General features: G+C 45.4%; 20 protein-coding genes. 1 reads left to right on the forward strand and 19 read right to left on the reverse strand.

Annotation, left to right across the window (positions count from 1 at the left end; translation table 11 throughout):
* Positions 1-7: 7 nt before the first annotated feature.
* The 7 genes from FD975_RS05375 to FD975_RS05405 form a co-directional block, all read right to left on the reverse strand.
* Positions 8-223 (reverse strand): DUF2892 domain-containing protein, encoded by a 216-nt coding sequence (locus FD975_RS05375; protein WP_215300815.1) that lies wholly within the window; start codon positions 221-223, stop codon positions 8-10.
* A gap of 48 nt (positions 224-271) precedes the next feature.
* Positions 272-1249 carry a sulfurtransferase gene (locus FD975_RS05380; protein ID WP_215300817.1) on the reverse strand — a complete coding sequence of 326 codons (978 nt, stop codon included), beginning with the start codon at positions 1247-1249 and terminating at the stop codon, positions 272-274.
* A 13-nt stretch (positions 1250-1262) separates the two neighbouring features.
* Positions 1263-1886 carry a hypothetical protein gene (locus tag FD975_RS05385; protein WP_215300819.1) on the reverse strand — a complete coding sequence of 208 codons (624 nt, stop codon included), beginning with the start codon at positions 1884-1886 and terminating at the stop codon, positions 1263-1265.
* A 9-nt stretch (positions 1887-1895) separates the two neighbouring features.
* Positions 1896-2129, reverse strand: a complete 234-nt coding sequence (locus FD975_RS05390; protein ID WP_215300820.1) for a hypothetical protein — start codon at positions 2127-2129, stop codon at positions 1896-1898.
* A gap of 20 nt (positions 2130-2149) precedes the next feature.
* A complete protein-coding gene (locus tag FD975_RS05395; RefSeq protein WP_215300823.1) occupies positions 2150-2719 on the reverse strand; it encodes a YeeE/YedE thiosulfate transporter family protein in 570 nt (189 codons plus the stop codon).
* A gap of 1 nt (position 2720) precedes the next feature.
* The gene (locus FD975_RS05400) at positions 2721-3245 is read right to left on the reverse strand and encodes a YeeE/YedE thiosulfate transporter family protein (RefSeq protein ID WP_215300824.1); all 525 of its coding nucleotides are present in this window, start codon (positions 3243-3245) and stop codon (positions 2721-2723) included.
* 157 nt (positions 3246-3402) lie between these two features.
* Positions 3403-3987, reverse strand: a complete 585-nt coding sequence (locus FD975_RS05405) for a rhodanese-like domain-containing protein (protein WP_215300826.1) — start codon at positions 3985-3987, stop codon at positions 3403-3405.
* Positions 3988-4188: 201 nt separating this feature from the next.
* Here FD975_RS05405 and FD975_RS05410 point away from each other — a divergent pair, with 201 nt between their 5' ends.
* Positions 4189-4497 (forward strand): high-potential iron-sulfur protein, encoded by a 309-nt coding sequence (locus tag FD975_RS05410; protein WP_215300828.1) that lies wholly within the window; start codon positions 4189-4191, stop codon positions 4495-4497.
* Between the two features lie 59 nt (positions 4498-4556).
* On the opposite strand, the gene FD975_RS05415 is transcribed toward FD975_RS05410, so the two are convergent.
* The 12 genes from FD975_RS05415 to truA all read right to left on the reverse strand — a co-directional run bounded on the left by FD975_RS05415 (position 4557) and on the right by truA (position 15968).
* Positions 4557-5273, reverse strand: coding sequence for a Crp/Fnr family transcriptional regulator (locus FD975_RS05415; RefSeq protein WP_215300830.1), 717 nt, complete (start codon positions 5271-5273; stop codon positions 4557-4559).
* A complete protein-coding gene (locus FD975_RS05420; protein ID WP_215300832.1) occupies positions 5270-5893 on the reverse strand; it encodes a class I SAM-dependent methyltransferase in 624 nt (207 codons plus the stop codon). The genes FD975_RS05415 and FD975_RS05420 overlap by 4 nt, the downstream gene beginning before the upstream one ends.
* Before the next feature lie 34 nt (positions 5894-5927).
* Positions 5928-7136 (reverse strand): O-succinylhomoserine sulfhydrylase, encoded by a 1209-nt coding sequence (locus tag FD975_RS05425; protein ID WP_215300834.1) that lies wholly within the window; start codon positions 7134-7136, stop codon positions 5928-5930.
* Between the two features lie 69 nt (positions 7137-7205).
* Positions 7206-8744, reverse strand: coding sequence for an amidophosphoribosyltransferase (gene purF, locus FD975_RS05430; protein ID WP_215300836.1), 1539 nt, complete (start codon positions 8742-8744; stop codon positions 7206-7208).
* 4 nt (positions 8745-8748) lie between these two features.
* A complete protein-coding gene (locus tag FD975_RS05435) occupies positions 8749-9315 on the reverse strand; it encodes a CvpA family protein (protein WP_215300838.1) in 567 nt (188 codons plus the stop codon).
* Positions 9315-10109, reverse strand: a complete 795-nt coding sequence (locus FD975_RS05440; protein WP_215300840.1) for an SPOR domain-containing protein — start codon at positions 10107-10109, stop codon at positions 9315-9317. The genes FD975_RS05435 and FD975_RS05440 overlap by 1 nt, the downstream gene beginning before the upstream one ends.
* 3 nt (positions 10110-10112) lie before the next feature.
* Positions 10113-11438 carry a bifunctional tetrahydrofolate synthase/dihydrofolate synthase gene (gene folC / locus FD975_RS05445; protein ID WP_215300842.1) on the reverse strand — a complete coding sequence of 442 codons (1326 nt, stop codon included), beginning with the start codon at positions 11436-11438 and terminating at the stop codon, positions 10113-10115.
* 5 nt (positions 11439-11443) lie between these two features.
* Positions 11444-12331 (reverse strand): acetyl-CoA carboxylase, carboxyltransferase subunit beta, encoded by an 888-nt coding sequence (gene accD / locus FD975_RS05450; protein ID WP_215300844.1) that lies wholly within the window; start codon positions 12329-12331, stop codon positions 11444-11446.
* A gap of 22 nt (positions 12332-12353) precedes the next feature.
* The gene (trpA, locus tag FD975_RS05455) at positions 12354-13151 is read right to left on the reverse strand and encodes a tryptophan synthase subunit alpha (RefSeq protein WP_215300846.1); all 798 of its coding nucleotides are present in this window, start codon (positions 13149-13151) and stop codon (positions 12354-12356) included.
* 47 nt (positions 13152-13198) lie between these two features.
* A complete protein-coding gene (trpB, locus tag FD975_RS05460; protein ID WP_215300847.1) occupies positions 13199-14392 on the reverse strand; it encodes a tryptophan synthase subunit beta in 1194 nt (397 codons plus the stop codon).
* Between the two features lie 32 nt (positions 14393-14424).
* On the reverse strand, positions 14425-15099 hold the full coding sequence (locus FD975_RS05465) for a phosphoribosylanthranilate isomerase (RefSeq protein WP_215300849.1): 675 nt from the start codon (positions 15097-15099) through the stop codon (positions 14425-14427).
* Positions 15100-15137: 38 nt separating this feature from the next.
* Positions 15138-15968 (reverse strand): tRNA pseudouridine(38-40) synthase TruA, encoded by an 831-nt coding sequence (gene truA / locus FD975_RS05470; protein WP_215300851.1) that lies wholly within the window; start codon positions 15966-15968, stop codon positions 15138-15140.
* Positions 15969-15973 lie beyond the last annotated feature (5 nt).

Consider the following 15973-nt stretch of genomic DNA (forward strand, 5'->3'; position numbering starts at 1 on the left):
AGCAGTATTACTTACCGGAACTGCTATCGCTACATGAATCTTTAGCACCAGTATTAATACCCAATAATGGATAGGCCGGGCAAAATTTAAACACTCCAGTGGCTAGTGGAATAACACCAATCCAAGCCCAGGCTCCAGTTGTTCCTGTGACAGCCAAGCCAATCAATACTAGGCCAGCAACAATACGTAAGATACGGTCGATACCACCAACATTGCATTTCATATTAAATCCTTGTTTAAATTTATTACTGAAGAAAAACTGAACTACTATTTAATTAAGCGGAACACCAACCAGTGGACGACCTTCTAGAGTCCAGAGATACAAAGAGCCGTCATAAAGCTTGGTTGATTTATTGCCAACTAATTCAGACATAACAAACCAACCACCAGCCGCCAAGTGACCACTATTGCAATAGCTAATTGCCGGTGTCTTCGGGTTGATACCGTTTGAAGTGAATAATGCGTTGTAAGTATTCTTATCCCAGAAATACAGAGCCCCTTTTGCAGGCTTTGCTAATAACTCAGGAGCCAATTCCTTTGCACCCGCAATGTGACCGTAAGCACCTACATAGTCACGCTTATTTAAACCAAAAAACTGAACAGGTTGACGTGCGTCGATCAAAGTAGATTTACCAGTTCTAGAAGCTAATGCTACCTGCTCTGAGTTAGCAATCAACTCTTTGCGCTCAGCTTTGCCAACCCATGTTCCATTAGTTTTAATCGATGGGGCAACAGAAAAATCGCGTCCTTCAGAAAGCCAGCCCGCCATGCCACCATCTAATACGGCGATATTGTCCTCACCGTAAACCTTAAATTGCCAATACGCACGCAAAGCTTCATCAATATCGGAAATATCTTGGGCAATTGGAACTAAAACAATTGGCTTGTCAGAATTGATGCCCACTGACTGAATAATTTTTTCAAAGTCAGCCTTTTCAGGAATCAGATACTTGATCTTTTTCCCGTCAATCATGCGATCAACCCTGACCTTTTTAAAGTCAAGCAATGTGGAATCCGGAATATGGCCACCTACCTCAACTAAAAACTTCTTCCCTGTTTTTTTATCAATTTCGAATTCAGGGGCACGGGTATAGCTGGCTACATCGCCACGAACCTCTAAGATCTGAACCTCTGATTGATTAGCAGCAAGCCACTCTGCGCTGACTAATGGACCCGGCAAACTTACCGCGTTCACTAATCCAATAAAACTTGTAATAGCAACAGCTAGTCCTATTCGAATTTTTTTCATTTGAACTCCTTGATTAATTTACAGGTAATAAATATTGTGAAAGTCGATCTAATAAATCAATCTTGCTTTCAGTTAATACGTGGTACTTCCTTGAATTGAGAGCGGACATCAGGTCACCACAGTCAATTTCTAGCTGAGTAATTTTGCGATCCCGTTCAACTATTAATACTTTCATGTCGGTAAAAAATAGTTTAGTAAGCGCACTAACCCAGCGGGATACTGGACCCAAGCGACCCTTAGTTGCCATATCAAAGTTGCGCAATTCATCAATCACCAGATCCGCAGAGATTAACTTCTCCCCCGTAACCCACTGATTTGTAGTAAATAAACGAACTGGCAAGCCTTGCTGATTTAATGCGATACCAATGAGGTGATGGAATTCCGCTTCATTGCGCTTGAATAAATGGAAGTGACCATGCTCACCATCTTGCATCTCATCGGCTGTATGTGCATGGTAGTAAAACTCATAGCCACTCTCGGGATCTGAGAGATCATTTTTGGGATAGTGACTCCACTCAATAAACTCTCGTGCGCCACACAGTGCTGCTTCGCTTAGGGTCAAGCCCTTTTTTGCGTAGCGCGTTTGGATGCTAGCAATTTCTTGAGCAGCTAAACAGAGAGTAGATTGAATTAGCACGATTTAAGATTAATCAGCAGATTTACGTTTTTTTGGACCACAAGGATTTGATGGGCCACAAGGGTTGGCTGCTTTTTTCTTAGCCGGGCCACACGGATTCCCTGACTCCTTTTTAGGTCCACATGGGTTCTTTTGTTCGGCACCAGCTGGAGTTGCTGGAGCATCTGCTGCATTAGCCATAGGGGCCGCTGCCAATCCAGCTAAAGCTAAAGCAAGCGCAGCTACTGTTGATTTTTTAGACATTGTTTTTTCCTTTTGAAGTATTAGATTTCTTGAGAACTAACAGGGCCTGTGGATTTCTTCTCCATCCATGCGCCCAAAATAAATACACCAATTGCAGCAAGCACCATGATGAGGTCTATGGCAATGCTTGAAACGTTAAATAGTTCTGGCAATGAATCTGCATTTGCAAGTTCACCTAAAGTCGTAAGAGATTCAATGCTTGGATAGATGCCTGCAAATAGGATGGTTCCCAGCAACAAACCAATTAAAAAGATTCCTGCATCAATCCGACCTGACATCAGACCAACTACTGATGTTCCAGGGCAATAGCCGCCGATAGCAAAACCGGCACCGACAAATGCACCGCCTAAAGCTGCCGCACCTAAGAATGATGGTGGAACAAAAAGGCTTCCGCTCTCTACAAATCCAGTCCTTTCTAGAATGAAGAGTCCGACTGCAGCAAACACGATTGCAGTAAACATCACTTTAAATACGGACCAATCTGTTAAGCGAAATTGACCCGTTAATTTATTGGGATTACCAAAACCAGCCCGCTCAAGCACAAAGCCGAAGGCACCACCAATCAATAAACCCGAAAGAATTGTTCCCATCTTATTTCTCCTCTTTCATTAGGCGGCTGGCAAGCAATCCAACCGCGAAGAATGTACCTAAAAATGTAAATCCAGCCAAACTCAGAACAGCCGCGCCAGATAAACCGAGACCACTGGTACAACCCGCAGCAATGCGAGCACCAAAGCCAGCTAAGATTCCACCAAATAATGCGGTTAAGGGTCGCTTGGAGCCCCCTAAGAATTTTTGGCCATCCAGCTTAATTGCAATTCTTCCAGCAAAAAATGCTGAAATGAGAGCGCCTAGAGCAACACCAATCACCTGCCATGTGATCCATGCATCCAAGGGCTTGCCCTCTTCAACCATTCCACCAAGATATTCATTGGCATTAGTAGCCGCTGGTAGTAGGTACATTCCAAACCATGCTGTTAGGCGGGTTGTAAATCCTGTAGCACCCAAGCCATGACCGGTAAAAGCAAATGTAGATAACAGAACAATCCCGAGCAGGATGCCCGCAAGCAAAGGATTCCAATACGGAGCTGGTTGACCCTGTTTTTCGTTTTTCATTTCTGATCGCCTCAATTACGGTATTAATAATATATTTATTTATATAATATTACCAAGAATAATCATAGTCAAGAAGATTCAAGCAAAATATTTGACATAGATCATAAAAAAAAAGGGGGCAAAAGCCCCCAGGAAAGGAAGGAACAAAAAGAAAATCTTAGAATTCATCCTTGACCGTAGTTAAACCTAAAGCATCCCAGTCCAGCATGCCGCCCCGGTAGTAATAAATTTTGGTAGCAGGAAAACCATCACGAGTCATTGCGGCCATAGCCATAGGGCTTTGCGGGCAAACTGGGCCATTGCAAAAAGCATAGACCTTTTTAGCCTTTGAGCAATCCCATTTGGTAGAGCCAGCGGCAGGCTTCTTGCAGCCCAATTCATCCATACGCATTGCTACTTCGGTATACGGTATACCAACGGAGCCAGGAATTGTCCCCTTTACGCGATCGTCAACTACACGCATATCAACAACAATCGAATCTTTGTCATTCAAGGCATTCAAGACATCAATCTCATCAACTGGTACAACACCTTTAATCGGAATTAATGGCTGTAACCAGCCTTTATTCTTAGCGCATGAGGTCATTACACGGGTAATTTCAACTGGCCCCTTGGGTGTATTAACAACAAACTTGGTGGATTTATCAATAATTTGAAGTAATTCTGGATTGGTAGATGGTGCGGACTGCGCAAAAACAAGGCCTGAAACAAATGTCAGGCAGCAAACTAGTACTTTCTTCATAAAGCCTCTTCTTAGTAAATTGATGCAAAAATAGCGTTCTTAATGCATATATACGCATTTATGCATAGATTCGTAGTTTCACCCTAAGGCGCGGGTAAATTAATACAGAGAAACCCCTATTGATGGGCGATTTATCAGTATTATCATGGCAGGAAGCTAGCGGTAATTGCTACCCAAAATCCCCTTAATAATGGAGTTTTAATGAAAAATAGTCGCCGTCAATTTATGATTTTGTCTGCAGCTGGTGCTTGTACATTGGCTTTGAACGGTAAAGTTCAAGCTCAAGCAATGGTTGCCGAAACTGATCCACAAGCTGCTGCTTTAGGCTACAAGGCTGATGCCTCTAAAGTGGATAAAGCAAAATATCCAAAGTATGCTGCTGGCCAAAAGTGTGACAGCTGCGCCCTGTATCAAGGTAAACCTGGTTCTGCTGCTGGTGGTTGCTCTTTGTTTGGTGCTAAGCAAGTAGCAGGTGCAGGCTGGTGCTCTGCTTACGCTAAAAAGGCTTAATGCTTAATTAGTTGAAGTTCTAAAAAGCTGCCTAGGCAGCTTTTTTCTTGCCTAAATATTTACATACTTGCCTGTGAGAACGCTTTTAGCTTCTCAAGACTAGGTATTTGAATGCTAAGACGAGTGACATTTGAAATAATCCCTTGATCAGCCATAGATGCAAGCGCCCTACTGATAGTCTCAAATTTCACATCCATCATTAAACCCATATCTTCCCTCTTAAATAATGGGGCGACTGCCATATCACCAGAAACTTTAGCGGTCCTGAGGAAGAAGCGCGCAAGACGTACTTCAATCCTACCCGTATTAATTTCAGAAAACCAAGATTCCGATTGGGCAAGTGCTTCTCCCCACTTCTTAACAATCTGACGATGCAAGCGTGGTGACTCTTCGCCCAAAGAAGAGATGATTTTTTTAGGGATACGGCAGAGATGGATATTGGATAGCGCGGCTGCTGAATGGGCATAACTGTCACCTAAGAGCGCCTCCATACCAAATAGATCTCCAGGAACTACTAAGCGGACAATTCTTCCAGATCCATCTGAATTAATATGAAGTAACTTGATATACCCATCCCTCAAGGTATAGAGGAAATCAGCAGCTTCGCCCTGGTTGTAAATTCCCGAATGCGCCTCAAATCGAAGGTCATCAATTGGCTCATGTATTTTGGAAAAATCATCTTCATTTAATTCAGCAAAGAGTGCAGAGCTTCTGATAGAGCAAGCATTACAGTCGCTGTTGCCTTGCCAAGCACTTTTGATCTCGATGGTTTTCATGCGATTTTTTTGGCAACCATGCCGAGTAAAGCTGACATGCCAGTATGTCTAGCACCTTCAGATAATTCTTTTTCGTAGCACTGAAGATCTAGGATTTCAAAGTCGTGGCTAAGTTCACGAATCATCTCTTCGGTATAGAGGTGCTCGATTAGAGATGGTCCACCAGTCTTGTATTCCAACTGCTTGGGCGTGTAGCCCTGAAGAATAAATATACCGCCGGGTTTCAAAGCCTGATGTACTTGCTTAAAAATCCTAACTCGCATTTCTGGATCAGCAAATTGTATAAAGATCGCAATGATTGCATCATAGGAATTAGTCTTCCATTCAAACCCATCTGTATCACAAAGACTGTATTCAATATTGACTTCACTATCTTTCGCAAACTGTTTCGCCTTGACAAGTGCAACATCAGAAACATCAAAACCAGTAACACGCATCCCTTGCTTAGCGAGCCAAACGCCATTACGCCCTTCTCCATCGGCAATGCAGAGCACAGAAGCATTCGGTTTTAGGTATTGAGATGTTTGCTCAACAAGATATTCATTTGGCTCTTTGCCAAAGATAAACTCTTCTTTATTGAAACGTTCATTCCAGAACTGGGTAGCGCCTGTAAAGCTCATGGATTTCCTGGTCTTAGATTAATTAAATCTTCAATTACTTTTTTAATCCGCCAATAAGATCATTCTTTAAATCAATCACATTCTCAAGACCAACGGCAATTCGGACGAGTCCATCGGTTATACCTGCTGCTTTGCGAGCTTCTGGACTAACGCGGCAATGTGTCGTTGTTGCAGGGTGCGTAATGGTTGTACGCGTATCACCCAGGTTTGCGGTAATGGAGCAAAGCTTGGTTTGATTAATTAATTTGAAGGCGGCCTTTTTGCCACCCTTAAGAGTGAAGGACAATATAGCGCCACCCGCTTTTTGTTGACGCTTAGCCAGTACATGTTGCGGATGAGATTTCAGACCAGGGTGATAAACACGCTCTACCCCAGGCTGCTTTTCTAGCCATTGAGCAATTTCCAAGGCATTTTGACTTTGCTGCTTCATACGCAACTCTAGCGTCTCAAGACCCTTTAAAAACACCCAGGCATTAAACGCAGAGAGCGTTGGGCCAGCAGTTCTAACATACGGAAATACTTTACCCATAATGAAATCATTGCTGCCAACAATGGCGCCGCCCACTACGCGACCCTGACCATCCAAATACTTCGTTGCTGAATGGATGACTATATCGGCACCCAATGAGAGAGGCTTTTGTAATGCAGGCGTGCAGAAACAGTTATCTACTGCAAAGAGAGCTTTTGCCTTCTTGGCAATCTTAGAAATTGCCTTAATGTCCGCAATCTCAGTTAAAGGATTGGAAGGTGTTTCCAAATAAAAAAGTTTGGTGTTTTCTTGGACGGCATTTTGCCAAGCCTTGGTATCTGACAAATCCACATAAGTAGTTGTAATACCAAAACGACCCAAAATATTGCTAAACAATTGAATGGTTGCACCAAATACCGAGCGAGAGCAAACCACATGGTCGCCCGCTTGCAGATGGGACATGGCCATTGTCAAAATAGCAGCCATGCCAGAGGAAGTTGCAATGCAAGCCTCACCACCCTCTAATGCAGCCAATCGATCCTGGAACATGCTGACGGTGGGATTGGTAAATCGGGAGTAAATAAAGCCTTGGTCTGCATGCGCAAAACCATCTGCAGCCAACTCTGCACTATCGAAGCAAAAGCTGGAAGTGAGAAACATCGCCTCTGAATGCTCTTGGTACTCAGCTGTGCGGCGAGTACCGGCGCGAACCGCAAGGGTCTCTAGCGCAAGTTTTGAGAAATCGGGTTTTTTGCGGGTAGTTTTGCTCTTCATACCGCTATTTTGACACCGAATTGCAGAATTGCCTCAGACAGTAGTATCTGAGGAATTCTGTCGTTGTTTTTAGTCTTCGGTAGCCAAATGCAGGTGAAGTTGTGATCGCGCAAAATCACTGGAGTCGCGTTGACGATCTGCCTTAGCCTCAGAGGTATTGCGAGCTGCCTCTAGGGCATCCAAATAAGATTCATTGATGTCGCCAGTAATATAGTGCCCATCAAAACAAGAGGCTTCAAAGTGTTGGATATTGGGATTGATATCTTTAACTGCCTGCTTCATATCCTCAACACTTTGGTAAATCAGTTGATCTGCGCCAATCATCTTATTAATCTCTTCGTCGGTGCGACCGTAGGCAACTAGCTCACTCCGAGTTGGCATATCAATTCCGTAGACATTCGGGAAGCGGACAGGAGGCGCGGCAGAAGCAAAGATCACTTTCTTGGCACCAGACTCGCGCGCCATCTGCACTATTTCAAAAGAGGTGGTGCCGCGAACGATTGAGTCATCCACAATCAACACGGTTTTATCTTTGAATTCAATTCGCATTGCGTTCAGTTTCTGGCGAACCGATTTCTTGCGAACCGCTTGACCTGGCATGATGAAGGTTCTACCAATATAACGATTCTTAAAGAATCCTTCGCGGTAATCAACGCCAAGGCGTTTAGCAACTTGCATTGCCGCCGGACGACTGGAGTCCGGAATCGGCATAACAACATCGATCTCACCTGGAATAGTTTCTTTGCGAATCTTTTCGGCAAGGTAGTCGCCCATCCGCATACGTACGTTATAAACAGTAACGCCATCAATCGTTGAGTCTGGACGAGCCATGTAGACATACTCGAAAATACAAGGCGTTAGAACTGCGTCAGCAACACATTGACGGGAATAGAAATTGCCATCTAAATCAATATAGATTGCTTCACCCGGATTGACGTCACGTACAAAAGTAAAGCCAAGTCCATCAAGCGCAACAGACTCAGAAGCAATCATCCACTCTGGACCCTTAGGTGTATCAATGCGACCAATACACAATGGACGAATGCCAAATGGATCCCGAAACGCTAATAAACCATAGCCAGCAATCAAAGAGACCACAGCATAAGAGCCCTTAACGCGCTTAGTTACCTCAGTAACTGCATTAAACATTGCACCCTCGTCCAGTGCTACGCTATTAGTCTCTTTTTGAAGTTCGTCAGCCAAAACGTTTAACAGCACCTCTGTATCAGAGCTGGTATTGATATGACGACGATCACGATAAGCCATCTCTACACGAAGACTAGCCGCATTGGTGAGATTGCCGTTGTGAGCCAAGATAATTCCATATGGGGCACTAACGTAAAAAGGCTGCGCCTCTTCTTCGCTACTAGCTGAGCCAGCGGTTGGATAGCGCACTTGGCCGATGCCAGCATTACCAACTAAGCTACGCATATTGCGGGTTCTAAATACATCTCGAACTAAACCGTTTGCTTTATGCATTGTGAATGAATTGCCATTCATCGTTGCCATACCTGCAGCATCTTGACCGCGATGTTGCAAAAGCAACAAAGCATCGTATATCAGCTGATTAACTGGGGAGTGGGAAACTGTTCCAACAACGCCGCACATAAGCCTAGATCCCTATGGTTAATGAAGGTGTAACGGTGGGTGTAATTTTAGGCATAGAACTGCCCAATTGCTTTGCCCAATCAGCTGGTAACCAGCCTTTTATTAAACTGGTAGCCATATCGATAGCTGGTCGTGTTATTGCTTTCTGCCAAGCTACGCTTTGAGGTATTGGTGTTAAAGCGGCTAAGGTAGCCATCACAACCACAACCACAGCGCCACGCGCTAAACCAAATACCAGCCCAAGAAAACGGTCCGTCATGCTTAATCCAGCAGACAAGATAATCTTTTGAATCACATTGCCGACTAAGCCACACGCAATCAAAGTCAGAATAAATAAAATAAGGAAACTCACGCCTAAACTCAGCAGTTCATCCATATGAAAAGTGGATAACCATTCAACAGAAAGATAATTGGTGTAGTGATAAGCAACCCAGGCAGCTATAAACCAAGATGCCAGAGCCAAAACCTCTTTAAATAGACCTCTTGAAATCCCCACCAATGCAGAGACTAGTAGCACAACCAGGGTGAAGTAATCCACCGTAGTTAACTTTAAGGTGGATAAATATTCCATTAAGGTGCTCCGACCTCAACTAGCCTTGGAGACAGGCCCATAGATTTAACTTTCTTCTCTGCAGCTTCAGCTACATCCTTATCAGTAAAAGGACCTGCTCTGAGAACATAAAGTTTCACGCCATCTGTACCGGTTTTATTAATGACGTAATTGGGGATCTTTTGATCTTTCATTTTAGTAATCCAGCCATTTGCACGCTCTTCAGAAGCAAAAGCGCCAATCTGAATAACGTATTTACCGGCCCCAGCTTTTTTTGGTAATTCTTCGGCTTTTGACTTGGTAGCGGGACTTGGTGCAACAACCACCTCTTCCCCAGCAGCCAAACCAATTGAGTTCGCCTTGCTCGGGGGTGGTGATTTGGCATCTGTCTTCACTTGAGGTGAAGTTGTTGCTACAGGCTCTTTAACTGGAATAACTTCTTTTTCTTTTACTGGTGCATCAATCGCTGGTACTAATGCCTTTGCCTTTTCATCGCTGGCAGGCATTACAGCATTTGGGGCAGGCAAACTAGTCACGATATTCACGGCAATATCGTTATTCACAGACTTGGGTTTGTTATCCAAGATGCGAGGCAGACCAACCACTGCGATCAGGACTAGAACGGTTGCACCAATCAGGCGATGGCGGGCACGCTGTTGTTCTGGATCTTCGGTGAGGGCAAGCTCTTCATTTTCTTGAGCACGCTGAAAACTACGGGGGGCTGATGTATTGATGGTGCGGCGACCCCTTGCTGAACCTCGATCAAGGTCTTCAGTCTCAGGGTTTCGCTTAAAAAGCTTCGGTAAACGAATCATGGATCAATGGGCCTGGTTATTTCGATATGCCATTACTCCGGCAACAGTATAGAAGGATCCGAAGATGACAATTCTATCACCCTCACCTGCCTTGGAAAGCGCTTTTTGATACGCTGCAGCAGGATCTGGGAAGCACTCAATTCCGCCATCTGCCCCATTTTTAACTGCTACACCCAGTTCAATCAGCTTCTCAGATAAGGCTGTAGCGCTAGCAGCACGAGGGGTCGGTAAATCCGTGCAGAACCAGAAGTCCACACTGCTGAGCAAAGGCTTGATCACGCCGGCAATATCTTTATCTGCCATAGCACCAAAAATGGCATAGGTGTAGGGGTGATAGCCCATCTTATCGAGGCCTTGCCCCAAAGTGGCTGCCGCATGAGGATTATGAGCGACATCCAAAACTACAGTTGGCTGGCCTGGAAGCACCTGGAAACGACCAGGCAGTTCTACTAAAGCAAATCCATTCCGGATATCTTGAGCGCTTACCGGTAAACGTAGATGTAAGGCCATCAAGGCGGCAATCACAGCAGAGGCATTGAGGATTTGATTAGCGCCTCGCAAAGCGGGATAGCCTAAACCGCTAAAGCGTTTTTGACGCCCTGCCCAACCCCACTGCTGCTTATCGCCCTGAAAATTGTAATCACGGCCTTGAAGCCATAAATCACAACCCAGTTTTTCAGCATGATCAATTAAGGATTGGGGGGGTACAGGATCGCCACAGACTGCAATTGCACCTGCGCGGAAAATACCAGCCTTCTCAAGACCAATTGCCTCACGTGTACCGCCTAAAAAATCAGCGTGATCAATATCAATACTAGTGACGATCGCGCAATCTGCATCAACAATATTTACGGCATCTAAACGACCACCCATGCCAACCTCAAGGACAACAGCATCTAAATTTGCCTTAGAAAATAAATGCATGATTGCCAAGGTAGTGAATTCAAAATACGTTAGCGTTGGAGCATCCACTATGCTGACGCGCGCTTTCTCAACGGCGGCAAAATGCTCTAGTAAGAGATCATCTTTTACTTCCTCACCATTGACTCGAGCACGCTCGTTAAAGACCAGTAAGTGAGGAGACATATGACAACCCACTCTATAGCCAGAGGCCAGCAAGATACTCTCAAGATAAGCGCAAGTTGAGCCCTTGCCGTTCGTCCCAGCAACAGTGATCACCGGGCAATCAAAGTGCAAGCCTAGAGCTGCTTTAACTCGATTAATCCGATCTAGACCCATGTCGATACCGACTGGGTGGGCTGTTTCGAGGTGACTAAGCCAAGCCGTTAGGCTAGAAAACAGAATGGGAGATTGGTGTGCGGAACTCAAGCGCTTTATACAGCTGCGCTACCCGCAATCGCAGGCTCAGGAAGCTGCTGGAGCAATGCCAAGAGACGAGCGATTTCACCGCGCATTTGGCGACGATCCACAATCATGTCAATGCCACCCTTTTGCAATAAGAACTCAGAACGCTGAAAGCCTTCTGGTAATTTTTCACGAACAGTTTGTTCAATGACACGCGGACCTGCAAAGCCAATCAAGGCTTTAGGCTCAGCCATTACTACGTCACCCATAAAGGCGAAGCTAGCAGAGATTCCGCCCATAGTTGGGTCAGTCAAAACGCTGATGTAAGGCAAACCTTTTTTAGAGAGTAAGGTCAACATGGAGTTGGTCTTAGCCATCTGGAAAAGAGAGAGCAAACTTTCCTGCATACGCGCACCGCCGGTAGCTGTTACGCAGATAAATGCACACTTTTTGGCGATGGCTTCTTGCACACCACGGGCAAAACGCTCACCAACAACTGAACCCATCGAGCCACCCATATATTGAAACTCAAAGCATGCAGCTACAACTGGAATACTTTCAATTTTGCCGCCAAGCACAATCAAGGCCTCGGACTCACCGGAGGCGTCGCTTGCCTCTTTTAGGCGATCTGGATATTTTTTAGAATCTTTAAATTTAAGCGGATCAGTCGGGTAAATGTCAGCGCCAATCTCATAACGCCCTTTTGGATCCAAAAGACTATCAAGTCGCTGACGAGCGCCGATGCGCATGTGATGACTACATTTTGGGCAAACCGATAAATTAGCCTCAATATCTGTGCTGTAAAGGACAGTTTCGCAGCTGGGGCACTTAACCCAAAGTCCTTCAGGAACAGATTTGCGATTCGCAGGATCCGTATGTTGGATTTGTGGAGGTAGTAATTTATCGATCCAGCTCATCAGTTTTTAACTATCCAGTGCATTAACTATCTAAAGCGACGCGAATTTCACGTATGAATGTTTCGAGTGATTGTACCGCTTGGCCGGGGGCAGAATCCTCTAAAAGCCGAATAATTCGACTTCCAATAACCACTGCATCTGCTGTTTTTGACACTGCGCGGGCACTTTCAGCGTCATTGATACCAAAACCTACCGCAATCGGAATGGAAGTGGCTTCACGGATTTTGGGAATAATGCTGGCCACATCTTGGGTATTGAGGTGGGACGCGCCTGTAACACCCCGCATGGATACGTAATAGATATAACCAGAAGCTATTTTGGCGGCATCCTTTATTCGTTCTGGTGATGATGTTGGAGCCAATAGAAAGATGGGGTCAACTCCTGCTACTTTCATGCTGGCAGCAAAATCAACGCACTCTTCAGGTGGGTAATCTACAACCAAGACACCATCAACACCAGCAGATTTCGCCTCCGCTGCAAATCGCTCCGAACCCATTTGCTCCACTGGATTGGCATAACCCATTAAGACCACTGGAGTATTGGGATCAAGCTTACGAAATTCTTTCACCATTTCTAGGCAACCATGCAAAGTGACGCCTTGAGTAAGAGCCCTCTCAGACGAGCGCTGAATCACTGGACCATCCGCCATTGGATCGGAAAAAGGGACGCCGAGCTCAATCACATCAGCACCACCACGAACCAATGCATGCATCAAGTCAACAGTAAGTTTTGGGTCAGGGTCGCCTGCCGTAATAAAAGGAATCAGCCCTTTTTTTCCAGTAGCTTTTAGTTCATTAAAGAGAGCGGTAATTTTAGACATGGCAATTCGTGTTTATTATTTTTATAGGTGATCGTGATGGGTTTGTACTAACCCTCTGAGCCGGTAGCTTGTGCAACGGTATGCATGTCTTTATCGCCACGACCAGATAAGTTCACTAGGATCGTTTTATCTTTGGATAAAGTTGGCGCCATTTTGCATGCATAAGCAATAGCATGAGAAGACTCTAAAGCAGGAATGATGCCTTCGATACGGCAGCAATCATGAAATGCTTTCAAGGCTTCTTCATCGGTCACTGCCACATAGTCAGCACGACCAGAATCTTTCAACCAAGCATGCTCTGGACCAACGCCGGGATAATCCATACCAGCAGAAACTGAATGGGTTTCAGAAATCTGACCATTCTCATCTTGCAGTAGGTATGTACGATTACCATGCAATACGCCTGGCTTACCGACGCAAAGTGCTGCAGAGTGAAGGCCGCTATTTAAGCCATGGCCCGCCGCTTCTACACCAACTAGCTTCACTTCTGGGTAGTCAATATAGGGATAGAAAATACCCATGGCATTGGAGCCACCACCAACACATGCCATGACATAGTCAGGCTGACGCCCAGTCATTTCAGGCATCTGCACCTTGCACTCTTCACCAATTACACTCTGAAAATCTCTGACCATCATCGGATAAGGATGAGGCCCAGCAACAGTACCAATGATGTAGAAGGTATCTTCTACATTTGTCACCCAATCTCGCATTGCTTCATTCAGCGCATCTTTGAGAGTCTTTGTTCCAGATTCAACAGGCACAACTTTTGCACCAAGCAACTTCATACGAAAGACGTTTTGAGCTTGACGAGCGACGTCCACAGAACCTTGATATACAGTGCAATCCAAACCAAAGCGCGCACAAATCGTTGCAGTTGCAACACCGTGTTGCCCCGCTCCAGTTTCCGCAATAATGCGCGGCTTACCCATACGCTTTGCTAGCATGGCTTGGCCAATCACATTATTAATTTTGTGAGCGCCAGTGTGATTAAGATCTTCGCGCTTCAGATAAATCTGCGCACCACCCAACATCTCGCTCCAACGCTTAGCGTGATAGACCGGTGAAGGACGCCCTACAAAATGCTTGAGCTCGTAATGAAACTCTTCTAAGAATTCAGGATCGTTTTGATATTTAGCATATGCCGCCTTAAGTTCATCCAAAGCGAACATGAGCGTCTCAGAAACAAATACGCCACCATAAGGACCGAAGTGTCCACGTGCATCTGGCTTATCGTACATAAATACCTCTTTTGATTAGTTACAGCAAATAGTTAGGGCAATGTGCTTGCGTCTGCCGCTCGCACTGCCTCAATAAACTCTTTCATCAAGGCGTGATCTTTTACACCCTTGCTGATTTCAACGCCGCTAGAGACGTCAACCGCGCAAGGATGAAGACGAGCAATAGCTTCGCCCACGTTGTGAACGTTCAATCCACCACTCAAAACGACCTGAGGCGCGTTTGCGCTTATCCATGCTTGCGGAATTCCTGACCAATCAAAAGGAACACCCCCTCCTCCATAGCCCTCAACGAGCGCATCGAGCAAAAAGGCGTTTGCTTGCCTATATTGTAGGGAAAAATTATCAAATGCGAAGCCAGCTCCAACGCGCGCAGCTTTCATCCAGGGTTGGCCTGCCGCTAGGCGCTGACAATCCTGGGGAGACTCATCCCCATGAAACTGCCATAAAGTGATGGGGGCAGTGGCCCTAATAGCCTCAAATTCAGCATCTGAGGCATTTACGACTAATCCAACAGCATCAACCCCAGCTGGAAGCCTAGAAATCAATGCGGCAGCAATATTGGGGGTAACCGCTCTTGGACTGGGCGGATAAAAAACAAAGCCAACAGCGTCCACACCAGCAACAACAGCAGCATCGACATCCGAAGACGTCTTTAAACCGCAGATTTTGACTCTAGTATGTCCAGGAGAGTTGGTAAGTAAGCCCATATGGGAAATGATAAAGCCTTGAGCAAATAAAGACCTGCTTAAGCGTAAACCGCCTTAGGCAACCAAGAATTAGCCAGCCAAGGCTTGGGAATCTGAAACTCATCAGGATAGGCAATTTGAGCCAAATAGAGTCCAGCTGGAGAAAACGTAGGCGCTGCAATACTGCGGTCTTTTGCCTCTAGAACTTCTGCCATCCACCCTGCTTTTTGCTTACCAACGCCGATTTGAACAAAGCTACCAACTAAATTACGCACCATGTGATGCAAGAAAGCATTTCCTTTGATCTTGAAATAGAGCCAAGGCTCATTCGAAAAGATTTCGATGGAATACATGGTCTTTACTGGAGTCTTACTTTGGCACTCTGAAGAACGAAATGAGGTGAAGTCATGCTCACCTATTAAACACTCACAAGCCAGCTTCATGGCCTCAACATCAAACCAGCGATCCGGGGGCAACATGACATAACCAGCGCGATCTGCCGCCATTGGAGATCGACATGGTCCAGCATGTAATGCATAAATATAGGTTCGTTCATGTGCAGAATAACGAGCACTGAATTCTTCAGTAACAACTTGAGCCCAATTGACCACAATCGATTCAGGCAGGAAGGTATTTACCCCCCTCACCCACGACCAGTTTTCTCGCTCCACCTCAACATCAAAGTGCACCACTTGACCTAAGGCATGAACGCCAGCATCTGTTCTGCCCGCTGTGATTACACGAATAGGATTGGATTTCGATGCATCTATCCCAACAAATGCAGAAATCGCCTTTTCCAATTCATCTTGAATCGTATTCTGACCTACTTGCGACTGCCAACCTGAATAAGGGCTGCCGTCATACTGAAGTCCGAGGGCAATACGCATCAAAGAAT

The sequence above is a fragment of the Polynucleobacter sp. AP-Jannik-300A-C4 genome (assembly GCF_018688335.1).
Taxonomy (GTDB): Bacteria; Pseudomonadota; Gammaproteobacteria; order Burkholderiales; family Burkholderiaceae; genus Polynucleobacter.